This window comes from Chondromyces apiculatus DSM 436 (genome assembly GCF_000601485.1).
Classification (GTDB): domain Bacteria; phylum Myxococcota_A; class Polyangia; order Polyangiales; family Polyangiaceae; genus Chondromyces; species Chondromyces apiculatus.
The window spans coordinates 64,448-84,999 of the sequence record NZ_ASRX01000005.1; the positions used below are offsets into that span (position 1 = coordinate 64,448).

Genomic DNA, 20,552 nt, shown 5'->3' on the forward strand with positions numbered 1-20,552 from the left:
CGGGTATCCTCGGGCGCGATGAACACTGGGGGTAGGCCATGACGGACATCGACTTCTCGTTCGCCTGGGAGGGTGCTTCTCCGGCAGGTGGATTCTGGAGACACCTTGAGGTGACGCAGATCCGCGGTAACGAGGTGGTCTCTGGCCTGTACCGCTACGAAATTACGCTCTTCGCGCGCGAAGCTGCGCCCGAGATCGACCCCGAGGATCTGATTCAGACCCGGGCCACATTGCGCATCGCCACGCTCACCGCACCGGCATACCGGGTGGTGCATGGGATCATCAGCGAGGCAGAGGAACTCGGCCCTATCCACCATGGAATGCTCTACCGCGTGGTGCTCTCTCCGCCCCTCGCTCGCGCGCAGCACCGCACACGCTGCCGTATCTTTCTGGAGAAGACGACGCGCCAGATCATCGACGCCGTGCTCCAAGGCGACCCGCAACTCCGCCCCGCTGACGGGGGAACGGCGCTGCCGGACGGCGGTGACGAGGCCAGCTTCAGCCCCGCCACGGAGCTCTACACGTGGCGCATCGCCGATCCCGCACGCCTCGACGATGGCGCCGCGCGCCCTTACTGCGTGCAGTACAACGAGAGCGACCTCGACTTCATGGCGCGGCTGCTCGAGGAGGAGGGGGTGAGCTACCATTTCGAGCACGGCGAAGGAGTATGCCTGCTCGTCCTCTCGGACACGGACGGCGGCCGCGCTCGCCTCGAACCCTTCTTTCCGCTCGGCCCGAGCCTCGCCGGGCGCGAGCTCACCTCGATGAAGCTCGGGGCGCGCCTCCGGCCGCGAAAGGTGTCTCTGCTCGACTACAACTGGAAGAAGCCCGCGCTCGACATGGGCGTGGCGACCCAGGACAGGCAGGATACGGCGGATCTCGTGGCTCACGAGTACCCCGGCCGCTATCCGGACACCCCCGACCAGGGCCGGCCGCTCGCGCAGGCCAAGCTGGATCGGCTCGCGGTCGAGGCGAGCTACGCCTCCGGCGAGGGGGCATGTCGTCTGCTCGGGGCGGGCAGCATCTTCGCATTGGAGCACCCCATGGCGCGCTACGAGGGCGAGTACCTCGTGACGCGGCTGGAGCTGGACGCCGAGCAGCAGGGAACGCTGGGGCCCGCGTCGGGCGGGCCAGATCCATTGCAGGACGTGCCGTTCCGGATGCGCTTCGAGTGTGCGCGCCGTGGCCGCGGCGGCACCATCGCGGAATCGCGCTTCCGCCCTGCGCGCGTGATCTCCAAACCCAGGATCTACGGCACGCAGACGGCCTTCGTGACCGCTGAGCCCACGGCGCAGGGAACCGAGATCCATGTGGGCGGCCCACCCGGCGCGGAGATCGGCTGCGTGCGCGTCAAGTTCCACTGGGACAAGGACTCGTCCCGGCACGCAAAAGAGGCCTCCTCCTGCTGGGTGCGGGTGAATCAGGTCTTCGCCGGCATCGGCGAAGGCGCGGTGTTCCACCCACGCGTCGGCGTGGAGGTGATCGTCGATTTCGAAGAGGGTGATCCCGATCGACCGATCGTCGTCGGGCGCGTTTACAACGGGCAGAACCGCCCGCCTGGCGGCGCCCCCACGGTGAGCACGTTCAAGACCATGACCAGCCCCGGGGGCGGAACCCACAACGAGTTGCGCTTCGACGACACCGCGGGCAGTCAGCAGATCCTCCTGCACACGCCGAAGGACTGGAACAACGAGGTAGGTAACGACCGGAGCGAACAGGTCGGCAAGAACAGCAGGTCCACCGTGGGTGTGGACCGGAACGAGACCACCGGATCGAACCGGACCACGATAGTGGGCTCCAACAACACGGAGATCGTCGGTTCGAACGAGACGATCACCGTGGGGAGCAACCAGGCGACCGTCGTAGGGAGCGACCAGGCAATCGCCGTGGGAGCCAACCAAACGGTTGCGGTAGGAGCCAATCAAGACGTGGAGATCGGTGCCAACCAGAGCCTGAAGGTGGCCGCCAACCAGAGTGAGGACGTTGGCGGAAACCGGAAGTTCACTGTCATCGGGGATGATGAGCAATCGGTCACCGGAACGCAGGACATCACAGTCACAGGCGCGCAGACGACCGCGTTCCAGGCGACACACGAACTCACGGTGAGCGGAAAGCAGAAGATCGACGTCGGAGGTCCGCAGATCACCACGGTGAGCGGCGCACAGGAGATGACCTCGGCGACGTCCCAGAAGCTGGAAGCACCGTCGCAGGAGGTGATCGCCGCCGGGAAGCAGAAGCTCCAGTCGACCGATTTCGAAGCCAAGGCAGCCGCGAGCGCGAAGATCGATACCGCGCTGCTCGAACTGCTCGCGTCGGGGTCGATCAAGATGGAAGCGGGAGAGCTGGTGATCACCAGTGGGCCGGTGACGATCACCGGGGGGGACATCACTATCAACGGCGGGAGCGTGAAGATCGCGGGCGGGACGGTGGGGGTGAGCGGAGGAATGGTCGATGTGGTGGGCGGGCTGGTGAAGCTGAACTGAAGGGAAGCGCTGACCGCAAGGTACTCATTATCAGCCGCCCTCCCGCGTGCGCCGGAGCGCCGGTGACCAGTCCCCCACCGAGAGCCGCTCGTCAGGCACGAGCGCTTTGCCATCGGTGAACCAGAGCGAGAGACTATGGAGCACCTCTTTCCTTCTGGCAAAGTAAGCGCTCACGTCCGCCGGGCTGTGCTCGCCAGCGTTGCGCGCCGTGAAATCGGGGCGGCTCATCAAGGCGAGGATGCGGGGCACGGCGGAGACGAAGATCCACGCCAGCGTCCGCGGCACCAGCTCTGCGCCCTCCGTCGCCTCCAGGCAGTCGACCAGCGCCTGGACCATACGCCGGAACGATGTCTCATCCCATTCGAGCGTCATCCGCAGCTTGAACCAGAGGTTCTCGTCGGCATCGTCGAGATAGGCCTGCAGTCCTGCGCAACCATTCTCGTGCATTTTTACCATTCCTTCCCTCAGGAGCAATCGCTCGCGGGCGGCGTCTTCGCCGGCGTCCACTTGAGCGGTGTCACTGGCCGGGTGAACGAGGTAGCTACCACATGACGCGCATGTTCTTGCCGACGTCCGCGGTCAGCGCCGGCAGCGCGTCACGCGGCTCAAGGATGAACTCGTAGCCCGCTTCGATGATACGTTTTCCTGTCGAATCAAGGGCTCTGAACCCGCGGATCGTCACGGCGTAATTACCTGGCAGCACATCTACCGGCTGCCAGCCGAGGCCTTCCTCCCACTCTTTCAGCACCGCCAGATCGGCGACGAAGAGTCCTCGTTCCACGCGAAGAGGGTAAATCCCGTTCTCCACGATGAATTCGCCTCGTGTCACCTCTGGCTCACCGGCGAGCCGGACGATGATCTGGTAGGGCGAGTCGTCGATGGCCAGCACGGGCACGATTTGGCCGGCGATCAGGACCTCATCCCCCGCGTCCGTCTGGGTGAACTTGGAGAAGAGGTCCGTCCCTTCCTCGATCTGGCCCCCGTACCAAGTTTCGAGGCGGTGTGGCTCGAAGAGGACGATTCCATTGAAATCCGTGATGACAGTTCCTACCCACATGCGCTTTGGGGTCTGACTGTATCAACCCGATGCCGACCGCGGAGACGCTGGTTCAAACCTCCTCCCATTCAATCCAGTTCGGCAGGGCGCCGCTCTCAAAAAAGTGGCGGACCATTGCAAGCATCTTGTCTACCGAAATGCAATTGCGGAGCGGAATCTCCGTCCAATCACCTCCGTACGTGAACACCGCAACACCATCATTGGGTGACAACGCAGCCTCACCGACCACTTTCAGGTACGGTGGATCCCCTGTGCCGCTGATGAAGCTAGCGCAAGCACGCCCGTCAGATACGCCCACCGACATGACCCCTGCAGTTGGCGACTCAATGTCAACGATCGCCCTAGCCAAGGCAGGGTTGTTTGATCGATTCAAGATCTCCCGATCCAGTTCTTCCCATGTCTGCGGCTTCGCGAGTAGCCTGTCGCCGTCCATCACCCTCCATTCTCCACTCATGAACATCCCTTTGGTTTCAGCTTTGGATCCGGCAATCCTGTATATGTCTTTTTGAATCCGTTCGGACCTATGATCTCGAGTTGCACTCCCTCCGGCAACATCCTCGCAAGCAAAGCGTCGCAGCCGCGCACTCCCGGACACGGGACCCGGTTGATGTAGAGCGTCGCCTTACTCAGCTCATATTGTCGCATGAGCGCTGCGGCGTGCGCCTCCACGTGACTCTTGATGTTCCCATTCATCCCTGGAATCCCCTGGGTGAACTTGGACGGACCGTCATAGCCGCTGATCAGGTGCCGCTCCGTGCCATCCGGATATACGAACCAGCCCTGGGTCTTGCCTCCATCCCATCCAGGCAGTGTGTTCCCCATTGGTGTCGGTGGCGGCGGTGGGTCGGGCTGCAATCCAAGAGGGTCCGACCATGTGAGCGGGTCCGCAGCGTATGAGTAGAGGTTAAGTCCGCCCACGGGGCCGAGAGGGTCCTGGCTGATGTAACGGTCAGCTTCTGGATCATAATAACGGAATCGATTGTAGTAGAGTCCAGTCTCTTGATCCTCATATTGACCAGGCCATCGCCATGGGCACTCTGTCTCGGCAATCTCAGGTTGCACCGCAGCATGAATGTCGAGCCTGGCGCGCCACGTGACGACGCCGGCTTCGTCAAGGACGACTGTCGGTGCACCCAGGTGATCGCACAGAATGTCGTAGTGACGGTCCCCCTCAATCTTGGCGATCGGGGCGAAGCTTTCAGGCTCGAAGAGCCATGTGATAGGCTCGGCGCGCGTTGATATTTCGTGGAGAGGGACATGGCGATCCCAGAGCCACCAGACCTCGTTCTCGCCCCAGCGCTTGCTCACCCGGCGCCCCAGAGCGTCATACGCAAAAGTGACCCTTGTTCCGTCTGGCCGCTCCACCTCTTTCAAGCATCCGGCCGCATTATATGAATAACTCCAGGTTGCACCATCGGGCAGCACCTTTTGGGTCAGGTTCCCATCAAGATCGTGGGTATACCTTGTCTCTCCTGCGCCTCGCAGGATGCCACCATCCGAGTAGGTCCGATCCCGCTGATCTTGCGCGCGATAGATGTTGCCTATGCGATCCGGCTCGCGGCGGTCGATGCGGCCACCAGGAAGTTTTGCCCCTACGAGGCGTGAGCGCTCGTCAAAGTGAAACGCGGTGGTTCCACGTTCGGTGTCGATCAACGCAACGAGACGGCTGCCCGGAGCCCACTGATATTCCACACCGAAGAGGACGTTGTTGCTATGCGCTACGCCTCTGTGGCGCGGCCTGCCCAAAGCGTCACGGGCCCATGTTGAGACGATCCCGCTTGAGAGTTTTCGTTCGGTTTCCAAGCCGAAGGCATCGCGGGAGAGTTCCACCCTCCACTCGTCCACGCCTCGCCCCGCCGTCATCGCGACGACGCTCCTCCGCTCGTCACGCATGATCGCGCTATGCACCCCGAGCGACGAGGCAACCCAGGTTCGCGCGCCGCGCTCGTAGCTGGACTCTACCCAATGCCCTCCCTGCATCTCGCGTACGACCCTCCCAAGGGCATCCCTCTCAAACTTGACCTGGATCGTGCTGTTCTCGGCCTCAATAAGTGCGCCGTCTTTTCGATATCGGAACCGCTCCACCGCGCTGTCGGAACGGCGCACCTCGACGAGGCGCCCCATAGCATCGTAAATCAGGCGCGCCTCGGCGCCGCTCGGCTTGCGGAGTTTTATCACCCGTCCCGCGGCATCCCGCTCGTATTTCCAACAGCCACCATCGAAGCCGCGTTCCAGTCCCGCACGGCCGCAGGAATCAAGCTCGTACTGATATATCTCGCCGGCCTCGTTCTCGATCGCGACAAGCCGCCCCTCACTGTCGTACCGAAATAGCGTTGTGTCCTCGGCCTCCTGGCGAGACACCATCTGGTGATACCCGCCATAGCGCATACGCACGCGCTGGTGGTGATCTTGAATTTCGGTCAGGTTCCCTTCTCCGTCATACGCGAGCCGCCAGACGTTTCCGTCCGGTTGCTCGACTGTGACCAGCCGTCCGCATGCATCGTAGTGCAGGCGCTCGGCAACACGGGCCGGACTCCTCTTGACCACCATTCGCCCCAAGGCATCGTACACGTACGATGTTTCGGCTTCACTCGGCCCTTGAACCCGTCGGAGGTTCCTGGAGTCGTCATACTCCGCGGTAGTGACGCCGCTTGCCTCGGTGATCGTTACCACCATACCTTTATCGTACTCATACCTCGTGGTCTCACCGAGGGGGTCTATTCGCTCCACGAGCTGGCCTTGCGCGTCGTAGACCCACTGCCACTCTTCCCCGCACGGATTTACTGCACGTATCGGTACGTTTCGGGCGTCGTACTCGACTTGCACCGTCGCCCCGTCTGGACCCGTGCTCTTTGTGCAGTTCCCCCGCGCGTCATACTCGTACCTCGTCGCGCCTCCTGCTGGCTCGACCTCCTCAGTCTTCCACAGCACGTCATTGTATTCGTACCGCGTCTCCCCACCCCGTGGATCGATCACCTTGACCACCGCGTTGGCCACGTTCATCTCGTACGTGGTCGTCGCGCCGAGGGAATCGGTCACGAACGTGACACGATTCACCTTGTCATAGTCGATCTCGTGGTCGTAGATTCCGCCGTCTCCCCACGTCCTGATGCAATAGGCGCCTGGCCCCGTCCCGTCGTATCCGAAGTAGAATGACAGCCCCGTCCTATCGGTCTCACGCACGAGGAGGTGCCCTACGTACTCGTAGCGGGTGCGATGCCCGAGCGGATCCACCACCTCCACGAGGTCGCCTTCGGGTGAGTAAATGTACCTGGTGTGAGGCAGCCAGCCGGGTTGCGTGGGATGAGGCAGCGAGACCTGCGTCAGATGACCCGCCTCGTCGTGCTCGAAGCGGACGATCCGGCCCCCGCTGTCCTGGACCCACGTGAGGCAGCCCTTGCCGTCGTAGTGGAGGGTGATGGCGTGCCCTTGGCGTGAGCGCTTCCGGGTGAGCCTTGCCATGGCGGGATCCGCATCACCGGCAACAGGGGCAAATTCGTGCACCAGCCCCTCGGCGCTCTCCACCTCCCAACGATGACCGTCGAGGCAGCGGAACAGCAGGCGGTTGAGTGGCTCGAAGGACTCCTGCCCGGGCTGCAACATGCGCCCCGGCAACTCGAAGGTGTCCAGCTCGATCTCGCGCCCGTCCTCGGCGCGGTACACCACCTTCCCCGGTTCAAGCCACACGGCCTGGTCGAGGGAATGGCTCCAGCCACGGCCGACCGGGGAAGCGCGGTCCGCCCAGCTCGAGGCGTAGACGCGCTCGAACTGGAGGGGCAGTGGCCCGGGCAGCTCGAAATCAGTGGCCTGGGTCATCACCCGGCCCGTGGCCACGTCGACGGGATGGCCGGTGAAGAAGCAGACCACCCTGTTCAAGAGGTTGCGCAGCCTGGCGTTCTTGATCCGGTTGACCAGTTTGTGCAGTCGATTTGCCACCCACTTGCACTTGATGAGCGCAAAGGCTGCCGCCATCAAGTCGAGCGCCGGCGGCCCCCCCACGAGCACGGGCATCCCTTTGGGGATCGTCAGGATCGCTGCCGTGGGCAGCCGGATGGGATCGCTGCAGCTCAGGGCGATATCGCCGAGGCGGCAGAGGTTCGCGCCCATCGCGTGCACGGTCTTCGAGCCGGTGATCACCACCGCGTCACCCGGCGGCGGGATAGGAAGCTCCAGGCCGATGGGCTTGCCGGGGATGATGCTGGGCTTCGGCACGCGCACCATCGGCGCCCACATCACACCTGGCGGGATGATGAAATGGGGCAGGAGCATCCAGTTCTTGGCGTCGGTGCCGGTGGTCGTGGCCGGCATGAGGTTGATGAGCACTGGCCCCTGGAGCGATCCTCCAGTCGCCACGCTCATCACGTTGGAGATGACCAGACCGCCGAGCAGACCCCAGGGATCGAAGACAAGGCCCACGAAGGGGTGTGGAAATGGCACGGGCGCCATGACTGGCGGCACCAGCTCGAAATGCAGATCAACGCCGATAACCAGATCCAGCCAGGTGCTCGCCAGCATGCTCGCCTCCGCGCGATGGTATTTCCCGTGGGTTCCCCAGGGTTACGCCTCGAAATCCCAGCTTCGCGCCTCGAGCGCGTGCGCCTCGGCATGGCGGCCGCGATCGCGAAGGAGCGCCGCCAGGGAGCGCGCCACCTCCGCGGCGCTCGTGACCTTCGCTTCCTCGGGCGGCGCGTGCTCGGCGGCGTCCAGCGCCGCGGTCCAGAGGCGCGACGCCTCGTCCCGGTTGCCCAGATCGAGCTGCGCTTGACCGGCCAAGCGGAGCGCCTCGATGGCGAGGATGGTGATGCCGGCATTCCGTGCGAGCGCAGCAGCGCGCGCATAGGCGACCGCAGCATCTGCACGCTCGCCGGCGCGCAGGTGGATCGCTCCGAGCGCGAGCTGGGCCTGCGCAGCAAGGTCGAGCACGGCCTCGTTCTCGGCCAGCTCCGAGGCCGCGGCGTAGGTGCGCGTCGCGCGTCCAGCGTCGCCCGCGGCGAGCAGATAGGCGCCGAGCACGAGGTTCATCAGGATGGTCTCGCGCGGGAGGCGCGCGTTCACGCAGATGTCGCGCGCGCGGGCCTGGTGCTGGACGGCTTCGACCGGATCCCCACGGCGCAGGGCCTGGGCGCCGCGAAGCACTGCGTGACCGAGTTCGACGCCAGCCGTGCCGGCGAGGGGGAGGTCGACGCCCTCCTTCTCCAGCAAGGCATCGATCTCTGCGGGGTGCACGAGGGGGCGGTCACGACGTGTGGGTGGAGAGATGCCCGGCGGCCACGCGGCGCCGACGCGAGCCGGGCCGGAGATCCCGGCGGGTATTTGCTCGGCGGCGTCGATCCGCTGCGCGAGTTCGGCCTGGGCCTCGTCCTCGTCCACGTGGCAAACGACGCACATCGAGCGCTGCTCGCCCACGTGCGCCGCGAGTGGATCGAGTAAGCTCGGCTCCGGCTCGACGACGGCCCACCGAACCGCAGCGAGGGCCGGCGCATCGAGCAGCGCGCAAAGGGCATCGAGCAGAGGTCGTGGATGCTCGATGCGGGAAGGTGCGAAAACGACGACGATGCCCTCGTGCCAGGAGGCCTTCGCTTGGAGGAGTTGGACAAGCTGGGCACCGAAGGCGGCGAAGGGTTCGGCCGCAGCAGGACGAGGGGGCAGGTCGGGGAGCGCCTCTCCCTCCTGCGCCATGCGCTCGCGGCGGACTGCATGCTGTGTGCGGAGACGCTCAAGGCGTTCCAGCCAGCCCTCGCTTGTAGCGGTGGACGGATCCTCAAGGACGACCCAGGGGCTGCGGTTCTCTGGATGGAGTTCCTGGGCAGCGACGAGGCGCAACGAGGTCGCGCGCAGGTCCGCGGTGGTACGTACGTGGAGCACGCGGAGTTCGCGGGCGCGCACGAACCAGGAAAGGGCATCGGCGAGCTCCCGGAGGGGTCGTGCGTACGACTCCATGGCGACGTCCTGCAACGGCTGTCGCGGCGCGGCAAGAGGGAGACGTGCTGGCGCTCACTCCACGGTGCGCAGGCGGCTCAGGAGCGCACTGGCCTCGGCGGCGAGCTTTCCATCGGCCGCCACCTTCTTCGTCCACAGCCGCATGAGGGGCATTAGCGCCGACCGTTGGATTTTTAGGGCGTCGAGCGCCTCGTTGGCTTCACGCCGCTCCAGTGCGACGGCGATGCGCGCATATTCGGGGAGACCGATCGGTCCGCGGAGGCGCTCCACGGCCGCGACGTAGGCTGCGTCGTGGGCGGCACGCAGGCGGCCGGTAGCGCGCCCATCCTTGTCGAGGGCGGCGCGCCAGCGACGATCGACGGCGGCCCAGGTGGGCTCATCGAGAGCATGCCCACGAAGAACATCCGCGCGTGGCGCGCGTGCTTCGGCAATCTCCGCAGTGATGACGGCGTGCCGATCGAGCGGGACGTCCTCGGTGCGGACCTCGGGCTCGTGAGGCCTGCATGGAGCGTCGAGCGCGGCTGGGGTCGGTGGAGACGTGACGGGTGTAGGAGAAGCGGTCTCGAAGGCGCGACGGGCGGTGGGCGGTTCGCTCTGTGCGTCATGCGCGGAGGCGCTCTCCATTGCCGTGGTCACGACGAGGCTGCCGAGCAAGGGAGGGGGGCGCGGAAACTGGCGGCGAGGTGGCTCGCCCCGGGCTGTGGTGAGCGGCGCTATGAGCGGCGGAGGCAGCGCGACACTGAGGTGCTCCTCGGCAGGCGCAGGGAGGGTCGGCGTGGCCTGCACCTGCGCGGGCGCCGGCGGTGAGGGCTGCGCCGCGGACTGCTGGAAGGGCAAGGGTCGCACGGCCTCAGAAATCAACCCGGCAGCCATGGTGCCGGTGCCGTCGTCTGGCGAGGCGCCGGCTGGAGGAGGTGCGATACAGGGCGCCTGTGGATCTGCGAACACCGTCCAACCAGCCTCGCCCTGCGGCGAGAAAGGCAGAACAGGAGCCGCGAACGGCAACCCTGCGTTCTCCGAGATCAGTTCCGGCGAGAGCGTCACCCCCACCTCCACAAAATCGGCGCGCTCGCCAGAATCCCTCCGCACAGGTCCGGGCACCTGCGCCAAGATGTTACCCGAGGTTGCGCCGCCTCCGGCCCGCGGCACCAGCGTCACCACCTCGGCGTCCTCCTCAGAAGAGTGACGCCCCGATGCAGTCACCACGACCGCCACGTCCTCATCGGCACTCCCGAGGATCAGCGACCCGCGCCACACCAGCGCGCAGGTACCCTGGTCAGCATCGATGCAGAGCGTGTCGCAGCGCAACCTGATGTCTTGCTCTCTGCCGTCGATGCGCCGGGCCACCGCCATCGGGGTCACCTCCTCAAGCACTGTGATGAGCTGCGGGTACTCGGGGTGCAGATGCTCCAAGAGGAGCCGCTCACCCGGCGCGAGCTCCGCGATCTGCTGATCCAGCGGCGCCGTATTGAAATACGCCCCGTCGATGTCCTCCGGCAATGGCCGCTCGTACCACGCCTCATGGCGGAACGTCGCCGCGTGCCGATGCAGCTTGGCGGTTCGTTCTGGCCAGCTCGAGGCGATCGGACCCAGCCCAGCCGGCAGCACCACGTCGGCCGAGTTGCTTAGCCTGATGTCGACGGGCTGCAGGTTGGGTGGAAGACCTCCCGGCCTGACACCAACCGGGTTCCAGGCGGAAAGACCGCAGGCTGCCCGTTCCCAGCGGAGCGGCATGTGCGCGAAGTGCATGCCCTCTGTGAGTTGACCAGCGTGCGTCCAATGGCGATCGCCGTGTACTTCGATCTTCTTGTCCATGCCGCCCACCGCGACGCGTGCGACAAGCGAGGTCACAGGTTGGCCTTGGGGCGCGTGTGCATGCCCGACCACCAGCACATCCACATGGCGTTTGAAGGGCACGAGATCGGCGGCGATGCGCAGGCTCGATTGTGGCGCATCGCCCCAGAAGAGATCCGTGGCGTGCGGCACTTCCTGCACAGGCGCAAGCGGAGACTCAAGGGGCTGCAACGCGAAAGTCGCTTTGCACACGACCGTGACCGCGAAGAGATCCGGCCGTGGCTGCCATTGGATGTGGGCGACGCGGAGGAGGCAGGCCGAGGAGAGATGGATCACGCCAAATAAGGTATCGCGACGGGCGGTGCAGCGCGGCGCTATACGCACCACCTTCGCTGCTGTGGGCCGCTGGACTCGTTGCAGCGTACCGTGGAGCGAGGACCTCCCGGTCCCTGCCCTCATGCTGAACAGAAGGTCTGATGGTTGATGAAGTGGGACGCCAAGAAATCAGCGCGAGCTTCGGGAACAGGGGAGCTGGTTATCCCCGCCGCGGCGGCCGCGCCACGCGCGCCAGCGCCAGCACCTTGAGGCAGAGCGGCTGCACCTCGTACTGGTCCACCTGCGGGTGCACCTCCACGATCGCCCGCACCCGGAAGCGCTGGTAGAGCGGCAGCCCATCCGCGAGCGCATCGGGCAGGTATACCGGCAGCAGCATCTGCGCCCCCGCCGTCTGCGCCAGCGCCCGGAGCTGCTTGCCCCCGAGCACCTTGCGCCGCTGGTAGCAGCGCCCCTCCAGCAGCGCGCGCTCCGTCTGCGCTTCCAGGTAGCCCTGTGGCGTCGGCCGCTTCCCCCCGTTCCAGGCCTCCACCACCCGCGCCATCAGCCCCTCGGCCACTGCGGGCGCGCTGCGCAGATCGGGCACCTTCAGGAAATCCTGCGCCGTCGTCACCGCCGCGCGCAGCGTCTCGTCGCTCCCCACGAACGGCGTCACTGCCGCCACCGTCACCTTGAGCGCCTCCGTTTCGTCGAACGGGAAGATCAGCTCTCCTGCCAGCGTCCGCAGCGGCGGGATCAGCTTCCCGTCGCTCCGGACCGCCCCCCCGAGCGCCTCCTCCATCCCCTCCGCGTCCGTCGCGCTCGCGCGCACCAGGATCTCGAACGCCTCCCGGCGATCCTCGATCTCTGCCGGCTCCCGCGCGAGCCCCGGATCCTCGTGCTCCTTGTCGAGCGGCTTCTTCTCCAGCTCCGCGAGGATGCCCTGCCACGAGGGCTGACGGCGGAACCGCGGCGCGCTCTCCGGATCGAACCAGAGGAGCTGCAACACCTCCCGCGCCTCGACAGCCACCTGCCCGACGCCTCCCGCGACGGCCGGCATCCCCGCGGGCCCTGCATCCTTCGGCAGCGACCAGGGCGCGCTCGCCGCTGCCGCCGCATTCGACGCCGAGAGCGCCCCGCCCGTCCCGCCCGTCCCATCGCCGCCAGCCATCGGCGCGGGTCCACCCACCGCCGTCTCGCCGATGGTGCGCGCCACCTGAGGGCGCATCTGCGCCGACGTCACCGGACCCGGCGGCGACGACCCTGAAGGCGCACTGAACGCCGCCGTCGTGGAGGGAGCCGCCTGGGGAATCACCGGAGGCGGTGCCACGGCCGCGGGCGGAGGCACGATCCCCGGAGCGGAGACCACCGCCGGAGGAGGAATCACCGGAGGGGGAGCCACCGGAGCGGAGACCACCGCCGGAGCAGGAACCACCGGAGGGGGAGCCACCGGCGCAGGAATCACCGCGGGCGGCACCTGCGCGGAGACCGCCGCCCCCGCCACGGGGACCGCCATGGCGGGAGGCGGAACCATCCCGGCGGCTCCTGTTCCCCGTGGTGAAGGCACCCCAGTGGGCGGTGACGGTGGCGCGCTCGCAGCCGGCGCGAACGGCGTCCCCGCCACGCGCGGCGCCACCTCGACCTTGGGCGTGAACGGCGTACCCGACAGGCGCGGCGCGGCGTCGACCTTGGGCGTGAACGGCGTGCCCGCCAGGTGCGGCGGCGCCGTCTCCCTGGGCTTGAACGGCGTGCCTGACAGGCGCGGCGCCCCCTCGTTCGGGCGGGGCGGCGACGACTTCCCTGCCGCGGGCGCGAACGGCAGCCCTGCGTTCGGCGCTCCCTTCCCGCCGAGGGCCGGGTGCGCGCTCGTCTGCTGGAGCTGCACCGCCTCCTGCGACAGGAACAGCGTCTCGTCGCCATCGTCCGAGGCTGGCGAGATGTCCTCGTCGTCGAACGTCGCCTCCACCGCGATCGCGCGGCCGGTGATCTCCTCCCAGGAGAGCGACTGCCCCGGCTCCTCCAGGCCGACGACCACCCGCCCCTCCTCGTCCGCGCGGTCCAGCGGCACCTGCCCGCGCCACGTCACGCTGCACACCCCCGTGTCGGTGCGGATCCACAGCAGATCGATCTGCATCGCCAGCGGCTGCACGGGCCGCCCTGGCCGCGCCAGGAACGCCCGCGGGTGGTGCCCGGGGAGCTGCGTCGCCAGGTGCTGGTGCTCCGGGTGCAGGTGCTCCAGCACGATACGCTCGTCGTCGCGCAGCCGATCGGCCTGCTGATCCCAGGGCGCCGCGTTGAAGTACCCCACGTCCATCCCCTGCGGCAGCGGCTGACGCGACCAGTCCCGATCCGACCAGGTGGACGCCGCGCGCCCGAGCTTCTTGCGCCGCTCCGGCCAGCTCGCGGCGACGGGCCCGAACCCCACCGGCTCGATGATCTCCTCCAGCCCCATCAGCGCCAGCCCCGGCGGCAGCAGGTTGGGCAGCGACCGCCTCCCGTACGCATCCTTCGCCGACGGCCGCACCCCCACCGGGTTCACCGTGTCCGGCCCACCGGCGGCCCGCTCCCAGAGCAGCGGCATCCGCGTGAACCGCGCCCCCTCGACCACCGACCCATCTGGCCCGAGCAGGCGCTCGCCGCACACCTCCACCCGCTTGTCGACGTCTGCCACGCGCAGCCGCGCGATCAGCGAGCGCGCCGGCTTCCCGGGCGGCGCGAACGCCTCCCCCACCACCACCACGTCGGCCCGGGGCCGCACCGGCGCCACGTCGGCCGGCGCGTACAGGCTCCAGCCTGGATCGTCGCTCCAGTGCCGATCCACCGGGTAGAGCGGCTCGTGCTCCTCGGCGATCTGCGCCCTGCCGGGCAGCAGGCGGAACGTCGCCTTGCAGACGAAGCTGAACGTCCAGGCGCCCGGGCGTGGCTGCCACACCACCGATCCCACCGGCAGCGGGCTGAGGGAGACGACCTCCATCAATCGACCGGCAGGTTCTTCCGCCACTGCGCGAGGAGCGGCGTCGGATCCATCAGATCCTTGCGCCGCTGGTACGGCTGCCCGCGCGGGCTCACCGCGCTTCCGCTCCCCTTCACGGTGAGCGACCCCGAGTGGGTCCCCTTGTACAGCTCCAGGTGCAGCATGTCGCTCTTCACCGAGATCCCGACCAGGTGCCCCACCCGCGCGATCCGCTGCCCGGCCTTCACCTTGTCACCCTTGCGCACCGGCGAGTCCTTCTGCACCTCGCCGTACCGCGCCACGAACTCCCCGTGGTCCACCTCGATCGCGTACGTGTTGCAGTAGAAGTAGTACGGACCGAGCGTCACCGTCCCGCCCATGATCGCGTGGACCCAGGTCCCGAGCGGCGCGTAGAGGTCGCACCCCGCGTGCGCCCGCCCCCCGCCGCGCCCCGACCCGAACATCCCCGCGCCCTTCGTCCAGCTCTCCGAGTAGATGCGCGAGAGCGGGAAGAAGCGCCCATCTCCGCCCGTGCTTACCACCGGCGTCTGGGCGGGCGGCACCGAGGTCGAGAACCCGGTCCCCACGCTCTGCGTCGCCTGCTTCGCCGTGAGCAGCCCCCACGTCTTGTTGCCCACGATCCCGTCGTCGCGCAGCCCCTGCTTGCGCTGGAACGACTTCACCGCCGCCTGCGTCGAGGGCCCGAACCGCCCATCCGGCTTCACGGTGTACCCCCAGCGCACCAGCTCGCGCTGCAAGGCTTTCACGTCGGCGTTGAGGAAGGGCGAGACATCGGGGTAGCCGTCGGTGAGCCTGAGCGTGGGATGGGTCATGGAGGGGGCTCCTGCGCTGTGCGGGCAGTGTAGCGGACAGACAACGAACCCTGGAAGCGCGCTGCGCGTCCATCGGGGGGAAAGAGGGCAGATTTCGCGCTACACTGGTCACCAGTGCTGTAGGCAGGAGCCAGCCATGATGACCGGGATATCGACGTCGAGCGCCATGTACGAGGGACCTGAACCGCAGGTTCCCCCGGGCGAGGACGAGCTTCCTTGTGATGACGGAGAGCCGATGGAGACCGAACGGCACCGCGCCCAGATGAACGTGCTCATCGAGTCCCTCCAGCTCGCCTGGGCCGATCGCGACGATTTCTACGTGGGTGGCAACATGGCCATCTACTTCAGCGAGCTGCAGGTCAAGAAGAATGACTTCCGCGGCCCTGACGTCTTCGTGGTGCTCGACACGGCCAAGCGGGAACACCGCTCCTGGGTGGTGTGGCAGGAGGGCGGGCGAACGCCGGACGTGGTGATCGAGCTCCTGTCGGAGTCGACCGAGAAGGTCGACCGGGGCGACAAGATGCGCATCTACGCGCGCCTGCTGCGCGTCCCCAACTACTACCTCTTCGATCCCCTGACAGGTCTGCTCGAAGGATATGCGCTCGACGTGGCGATCGGCGCCTACGCGCGCATGGAGCCCGACCCCTCGGGAGACTTCTCTTGCCCGCCCCTCGGCCTCCAGGTCGGGGTGAGGCAGGCGGAGCTGAAGGGCATCTCCGCGGCCTGGATGCGCTGGATCGACGCCAAGGGTCAGGTGCTGATCACGCCCGAGGAGCACGCCAGGGAAGCCGTGGCAGAAGCGCAGGCTGCGAAGGCGCAGGCGCAGGCTGCGAAGGCGCAGGCGGACGCCGCGAAGGTGCAGGCGGACGCCGCGAAGGTGCAGGCGGACGCCGCGAAGGCGCAGGCGGACGCGCTCGCGGCGAAGCTGGCGGAGTACGAGAAGAAGTTCGGACCACTCCCGGGCGAAGGCGAGCGCTGAGCACAGGTTGTCTGGCGTCTTCAGCCGTCGTCAGGCGTCGCTGGGCGGCTGCGGCGCGAGCGGGATCTGCTGCCCCTGGGGCATCACCAGCTCGAAGGACAGCATGGCCAGGCTCAGGGGCCGGATGAACTCCGCATACAGGTTCTCGGGCGCCATGGCCGAGAGCCCGAACAGCCGTCCCCCGTCCTCGAACATCGCCAGCCGCATCTTCAGCGGGCCGAGCGGTGAATCCGCCTGGCGCGCCAGGCCCTCGACGACCGCGCCCGCCGCGTACTCCTGCGGCCGCATGGTCAGGACCTCGTAGCCCTCCTCCGCGCAGTGCTCCAGGAACTGCTCGGCGATCGAGTTCGCCGTGAGCATCAGCCGCACCCCGACGCTCAGCACCACGGGCGGCATCGGCTTCGCGAAGGGCGAGAACAGGCCGATGGGCGTGAACTTCGTCTCGACCGTGTCCGTGCGCGCCTCCTCCGGGATGGCCAGCCCGTGCCACCCCACCGGGATCAGCAGGCTGTAGGCGTAGGCCGGCCCCGCGTCCGGCGTGAGGCGCACGTTGCGGAACTGGTCCTTCTCCCCGGGGCCCGGGACGGCATCCTCGATGGGCAGATCGCTGTCGTAATCGCTCATGGTCCTCGTCTCGGGAGCCTTATCCGCCGATGATCACCGTGGGGGAGCCCTTGCTGATCTTGTCCGGCCCCGGCTTGGGTGGCGGCGGCTTCTTCGGCTTCGACCTGGTGATGTTGATCGTGAAATCGAAGCCGAGCCCCGCCAGAAAGGCCCCGATACCCGCGCCGAACTTGAGCTTCGCGCCCTTCTCGTCGATCTTCAGCGAAGCCTTTCCTTCGAGCTTCGCGGTCACCAGCGAGCCGCTCACCTCGGACTCCACCCCGATCTCCAGGCCCGTGAATGGGATCGGGATCGGCTTCCACTTGCTGGTCACCTTGCCCTCGACCAGCGACGCGCCGATCTCGCCGCCGGCTTCCACGGTTGCTTTCCCCGCGGCGATGTCCACGTCGGCGCCGAGCTTGCCCGAGGCATTGGCCGTCAGCACGGCCGCTTCGGCCTGAACGTCGGCGACGAGGAGGTCCGCCTCCGCGGATTTCACCTCGAACGCGGTGGCGCTGCCGTTCACCTCGAGGAGCGTCGCGCTCGCCTTGAGGTCCTTGATCGAGCGCCCCGCGGTGAGGCTCGCCCCCGACTTGACGCTCCACGACGCTTTCCCTGCGCTGACCTCACCGAGCCGCCCCTCGCGGTGGAAGAGAGGCTTGGCCTTCGGATCGCTACCGGCCCACTGCCTGGAGGCGCTCAGCTTCACCGTGGGCCGCTTCTTCTCCTCTGGCGCATCGGTCCCCTCCTCCTGCGCCTTCTTCTTGGCCTCGGCCTCTTCCCGGTCAGCGCCCCACTTCCTGTCCTTCCACTTGTTCCACCGGTCGTTGTCCCACTCGTCCCACTTCACGTCGTCTTTCTTCTTGAACAGCTCGAGCTTCGCCTTCAGCTCGCCGTCGCCCCCGCCGCCTCCTGCGCTGCAGAGCAGCGTGTCGCCCTTCCTCGCCGCCGCTCTCCCGTTGATGACCACCGTCGCGGAGCCCTTGCTCACGGCGCCCTTGGTGTGGGCGGGGCACACGTGCTGGTCGTTCAGCCTCACCGCGGGCAGGCTGTTGATCGTCACGTTCCTGGAGCCGGTGGCGATCTTCCCTTTGTGCACCGTATCGTCGGTGACCCGTGCTGCGTCCGGCATGGCTTTGGTGGATGCAGCGTACCCGGGCTCCCGGGCACTTCCAAGCGCTGCACCCGCCTCCCCGACGCTGAACGCACGGCTTCCGAGCCTCGCTACCCCGAGGATCCAGGGCGACCCTGGAACGGCGACCTCTTCATGCCGACGATGAGGCAGCGGGAGCCGAGCAGCTCCGCGGCGCGGACGGTGTTGCGAAGGTAACCGGCAATCTGCGCATCGACGGAGGGGACGCCGGTGACGTAGCGACGCGCGGGGACTTCGAGCTCGGTCACGCGCTGCTTGAGCGCCTCGATCTCGAGCTTCAGTCCAGCGACGGTGTCCTGGGACGCATCCTGGTGCTGCACGGTCGACCCAGCTTCTCCCCCTGCGAGCGGTACGAGAGCGACGAGCCTCGCCGGAAGGCGAGAGGCTCCGTGAACCATCCATAAGGTGCTGCGCACGCCTCCCGCAAGCAGAAGCAACGACGCGCGGCGGGCATCGGGCGCGGTGTTTCCAGGGCCATGGGCCCCGCCTACAGGCTTCCGTGAGTGTGCCGGACTCCTCGCCAAGCCCGTGCGGCTCCCGTGCTAAGGGCGTCGCCCATCACCCATGCGCCAGTACCTACCTTCGCTCCTCGGCGGCATGCTGATCGGCCTCTCCGCCGCGCTCATGCTGCTCCTCAACGGCCGCATCGCCGGAATCAGCGGCATCGTCGGCGGCCTGCTCCGCCGCGGCGACGGCAAGCACCTCGCCAGCGCCGCCTTCATCGTGGGCCTCCTCGCCGGCCCCCTGCTCTTCACCCTCGCCTCCGGCGCCAGGCCCCTCGTCCGCGTCGACGCCTCGCTCGCCACCATCGCGGTCGCGGGCCTCCTCGTCGGCTTCGGCACCAGGCTCGGCTCCGGCTGCACCAGCGGCCATGGCGTGGCGGGCCTCGCGCGCCTCTCCCCGCGCTCCATCGTCGCGGTGCTGACCTTCATCAGCGCCGCCATGATCACCGTCTTCATCGCCCGGAAGGTCGGCACATGAGCACCTCACGCCACCTCGTACCCCTCGCTGCGCTCGCCTCCGGCCTCGTGTTCGGCGTCGGCCTCTCCCTCTCGGGCATGCTCGATCCCGTCCGCGTCCGCGGCTTCCTCGACGTGACCGGCGCGTGGGACCCGAGCCTCATGTTCGTCCTCGGAGGCGCCGTGGTCGTCTCCGCCATCGGCTACCAGATCGCGCGCCGCCTCGCCCGGCCCGCCTTCGACAGCGCCTTCCACATCCCCACCGGCAAGCGCATCGACCGGAAGCTCGTGCTCGGCTCCATCCTCTTCGGCGTGGGGTGGGGCCTCGGCGGCTTCTGTCCGGGCCCCGCGGTGGCGTCGCTCTCCCTCGGACTCGCGCCGGTGGCCCTGTTCGTGGCCACCATGCTCCTCGGCATGCTCGCCCATGCGCGCCTGTTCCCGGACCCCGCCTCCCCGACGCCCCCGCGCCCCGGTTGAAGCGCGGCTGACCCCTCCCTGTGCGCCCACGCGTATACGGACTTGCCCGGATGGGCGCGCTCCTCCCCGCGCCTTATCCTGCGGCCCTCAGTCCTGAGGGGAGAACCGCGTCATGAAGATCCTCATCGTCCTCACGTCCCACGACCAGCTCGGCGACACCGGCAAGAAGACCGGCTTCTGGCTCGAAGAGTTCGCCGCGCCCTACTACACCTTCAAGGATGCCGGCGCCGAGGTCGTCCTCGCCTCGCCTGCGGGCGGGCAGCCGCCCCTCGATCCCAAGAGCGACCTGCCCGACATGCAGACCGAGACCACCCGGCGCTTCCAGGCCGACGCCGCCGCCAAGGAGCAGCTCGCGCACACCCGGAAGCTCGCCGACGTCAGCGCCGCCGACTTCGATGCCGTCTTCTACCCCGGCGGCCATGGCCCCATGTGGGACATGCCGGACAACCCGGTCTCCATCGCCCTCCTCCAGGACTTCCTCACCGCCCACAAGCCCATCGGCGCCGTCTGCCACGCGCCTGTCGCCTTCGTGAACCTCCGCGACGAGCGCGGCGAGTACCTGGTCAAGGGCCGCAAGGTCACCGGCTTCAGCAACACCGAGGAAGCGGGCGTCGGCCTCGAAAAGGTCGTCCCCTTCCTCCTCGAAGATCGCCTCAAGGAGCGCGGCGGCAACTACAGCAAAGGCGCCGACTGGAAGCCCCACGTGCAGGTGGATGGCCTCCTCGTCACCGGCCAGAACCCCGGCTCCTCCTCGCCCGCCGCCGAGGCCCTCCTCGATGTCGTCCGCAGCCGCTCCAGGGGCTGACCAAGGCTCGATCTACGCCTGACCGTCCCCGTGAGTCCCAGGTCCCAGCCCGCGCACGTCGATGGCATGGGCGCCGTGCGCCGCCCCGGGGTGACCTCCTTCGCGGGCGGTGACGTACCGGCGCCCGATCCATCGCATTTCAAGGCCGCCTGCTACAGGCGAGCACCTGGAACCCCACCCACGTTGGTGAAGTCGTGTTCAACT

At 67.5% G+C, this 20,552-nt stretch carries 16 protein-coding genes; 5 read left to right on the forward strand and 11 right to left on the reverse strand.

Annotated elements, in window-relative coordinates:
* Window positions 1-38: 38 nt before the first annotated feature.
* Window positions 39-2,483: a type VI secretion system Vgr family protein gene (locus tag CAP_RS03365; protein WP_044236014.1), complete on the forward strand. Its 2,445-nt coding sequence runs from the start codon at window positions 39-41 to the stop codon at window positions 2,481-2,483.
* Window positions 2,484-2,513: 30 nt separating this feature from the next.
* Here the strand turns inward: CAP_RS03365 and CAP_RS03370 are convergent, their stop codons facing one another.
* From CAP_RS03370 to CAP_RS03405, 8 genes are all read right to left on the reverse strand, one after another.
* Window positions 2,514-2,930 (reverse strand): hypothetical protein, encoded by a 417-nt coding sequence (locus CAP_RS03370; protein ID WP_044236015.1) that lies wholly within the window; start codon window positions 2,928-2,930, stop codon window positions 2,514-2,516.
* A gap of 94 nt (window positions 2,931-3,024) precedes the next feature.
* Complete coding sequence (locus CAP_RS03375) at window positions 3,025-3,540, reverse strand: hypothetical protein (protein WP_044236018.1); 516 nt, start codon at window positions 3,538-3,540, stop codon at window positions 3,025-3,027.
* Window positions 3,541-3,592: 52 nt separating this feature from the next.
* Complete coding sequence (locus tag CAP_RS47470; RefSeq protein ID WP_197040974.1) at window positions 3,593-3,973, reverse strand: Imm1 family immunity protein; 381 nt, start codon at window positions 3,971-3,973, stop codon at window positions 3,593-3,595.
* Window positions 3,974-3,990: 17 nt separating this feature from the next.
* Window positions 3,991-8,055, reverse strand: coding sequence for a DUF6531 domain-containing protein (locus tag CAP_RS03380; RefSeq protein ID WP_044236021.1), 4,065 nt, complete (start codon window positions 8,053-8,055; stop codon window positions 3,991-3,993).
* A gap of 42 nt (window positions 8,056-8,097) precedes the next feature.
* Window positions 8,098-9,480: a hypothetical protein gene (locus tag CAP_RS03385; protein ID WP_044236023.1), complete on the reverse strand. Its 1,383-nt coding sequence runs from the start codon at window positions 9,478-9,480 to the stop codon at window positions 8,098-8,100.
* Window positions 9,481-9,534: 54 nt separating this feature from the next.
* Window positions 9,535-11,610: a DUF2169 family type VI secretion system accessory protein gene (locus CAP_RS03390; RefSeq protein WP_197040975.1), complete on the reverse strand. Its 2,076-nt coding sequence runs from the start codon at window positions 11,608-11,610 to the stop codon at window positions 9,535-9,537.
* 199 nt (window positions 11,611-11,809) lie between these two features.
* Window positions 11,810-14,560, reverse strand: a complete 2,751-nt coding sequence (locus CAP_RS03400) for a DUF2169 domain-containing protein (RefSeq protein WP_044236032.1) — start codon at window positions 14,558-14,560, stop codon at window positions 11,810-11,812.
* On the reverse strand, window positions 14,560-15,372 hold the full coding sequence (locus CAP_RS03405; RefSeq protein ID WP_052374064.1) for a peptidoglycan-binding protein: 813 nt from the start codon (window positions 15,370-15,372) through the stop codon (window positions 14,560-14,562). Before CAP_RS03405 ends, CAP_RS03400 begins: the two co-directional genes overlap by 1 nt.
* A 235-nt stretch (window positions 15,373-15,607) precedes the next feature.
* Here CAP_RS03405 and CAP_RS03410 point away from each other — a divergent pair, with 235 nt between their 5' ends.
* Window positions 15,608-16,351 (forward strand): Uma2 family endonuclease, encoded by a 744-nt coding sequence (locus CAP_RS03410; protein WP_231511063.1) that lies wholly within the window; start codon window positions 15,608-15,610, stop codon window positions 16,349-16,351.
* 30 nt (window positions 16,352-16,381) lie between these two features.
* Here CAP_RS03410 and CAP_RS03415 read toward each other — a convergent pair whose 3' ends face one another.
* The 3 genes from CAP_RS03415 to CAP_RS03425 form a co-directional block, all read right to left on the reverse strand.
* Window positions 16,382-16,975, reverse strand: a complete 594-nt coding sequence (locus CAP_RS03415) for a hypothetical protein (protein WP_044236036.1) — start codon at window positions 16,973-16,975, stop codon at window positions 16,382-16,384.
* A 19-nt stretch (window positions 16,976-16,994) separates the two neighbouring features.
* The gene (locus tag CAP_RS46960) at window positions 16,995-18,086 is read right to left on the reverse strand and encodes a PAAR domain-containing protein (protein WP_063748632.1); all 1,092 of its coding nucleotides are present in this window, start codon (window positions 18,084-18,086) and stop codon (window positions 16,995-16,997) included.
* A gap of 92 nt (window positions 18,087-18,178) precedes the next feature.
* Complete coding sequence (locus tag CAP_RS03425; protein ID WP_044236039.1) at window positions 18,179-18,427, reverse strand: STAS domain-containing protein; 249 nt, start codon at window positions 18,425-18,427, stop codon at window positions 18,179-18,181.
* Between the two features lie 244 nt (window positions 18,428-18,671).
* On the opposite strand from CAP_RS03425, the gene CAP_RS03430 reads away from it, so the two are divergent.
* The 3 genes from CAP_RS03430 to CAP_RS03440 all read left to right on the forward strand — a co-directional run bounded on the left by CAP_RS03430 (window position 18,672) and on the right by CAP_RS03440 (window position 20,348).
* Entirely contained in the window at window positions 18,672-19,088 is a 417-nt protein-coding gene (locus CAP_RS03430; protein ID WP_044236042.1) for a YeeE/YedE family protein, read from the forward strand.
* Entirely contained in the window at window positions 19,085-19,543 is a 459-nt protein-coding gene (locus tag CAP_RS03435; protein WP_044236044.1) for a YeeE/YedE family protein, read from the forward strand. The genes CAP_RS03430 and CAP_RS03435 overlap by 4 nt, the downstream gene beginning before the upstream one ends.
* Window positions 19,544-19,655: 112 nt before the next feature.
* Window positions 19,656-20,348 (forward strand): type 1 glutamine amidotransferase domain-containing protein, encoded by a 693-nt coding sequence (locus tag CAP_RS03440; protein ID WP_044236047.1) that lies wholly within the window; start codon window positions 19,656-19,658, stop codon window positions 20,346-20,348.
* Window positions 20,349-20,552: the final 204 nt, after the last annotated feature.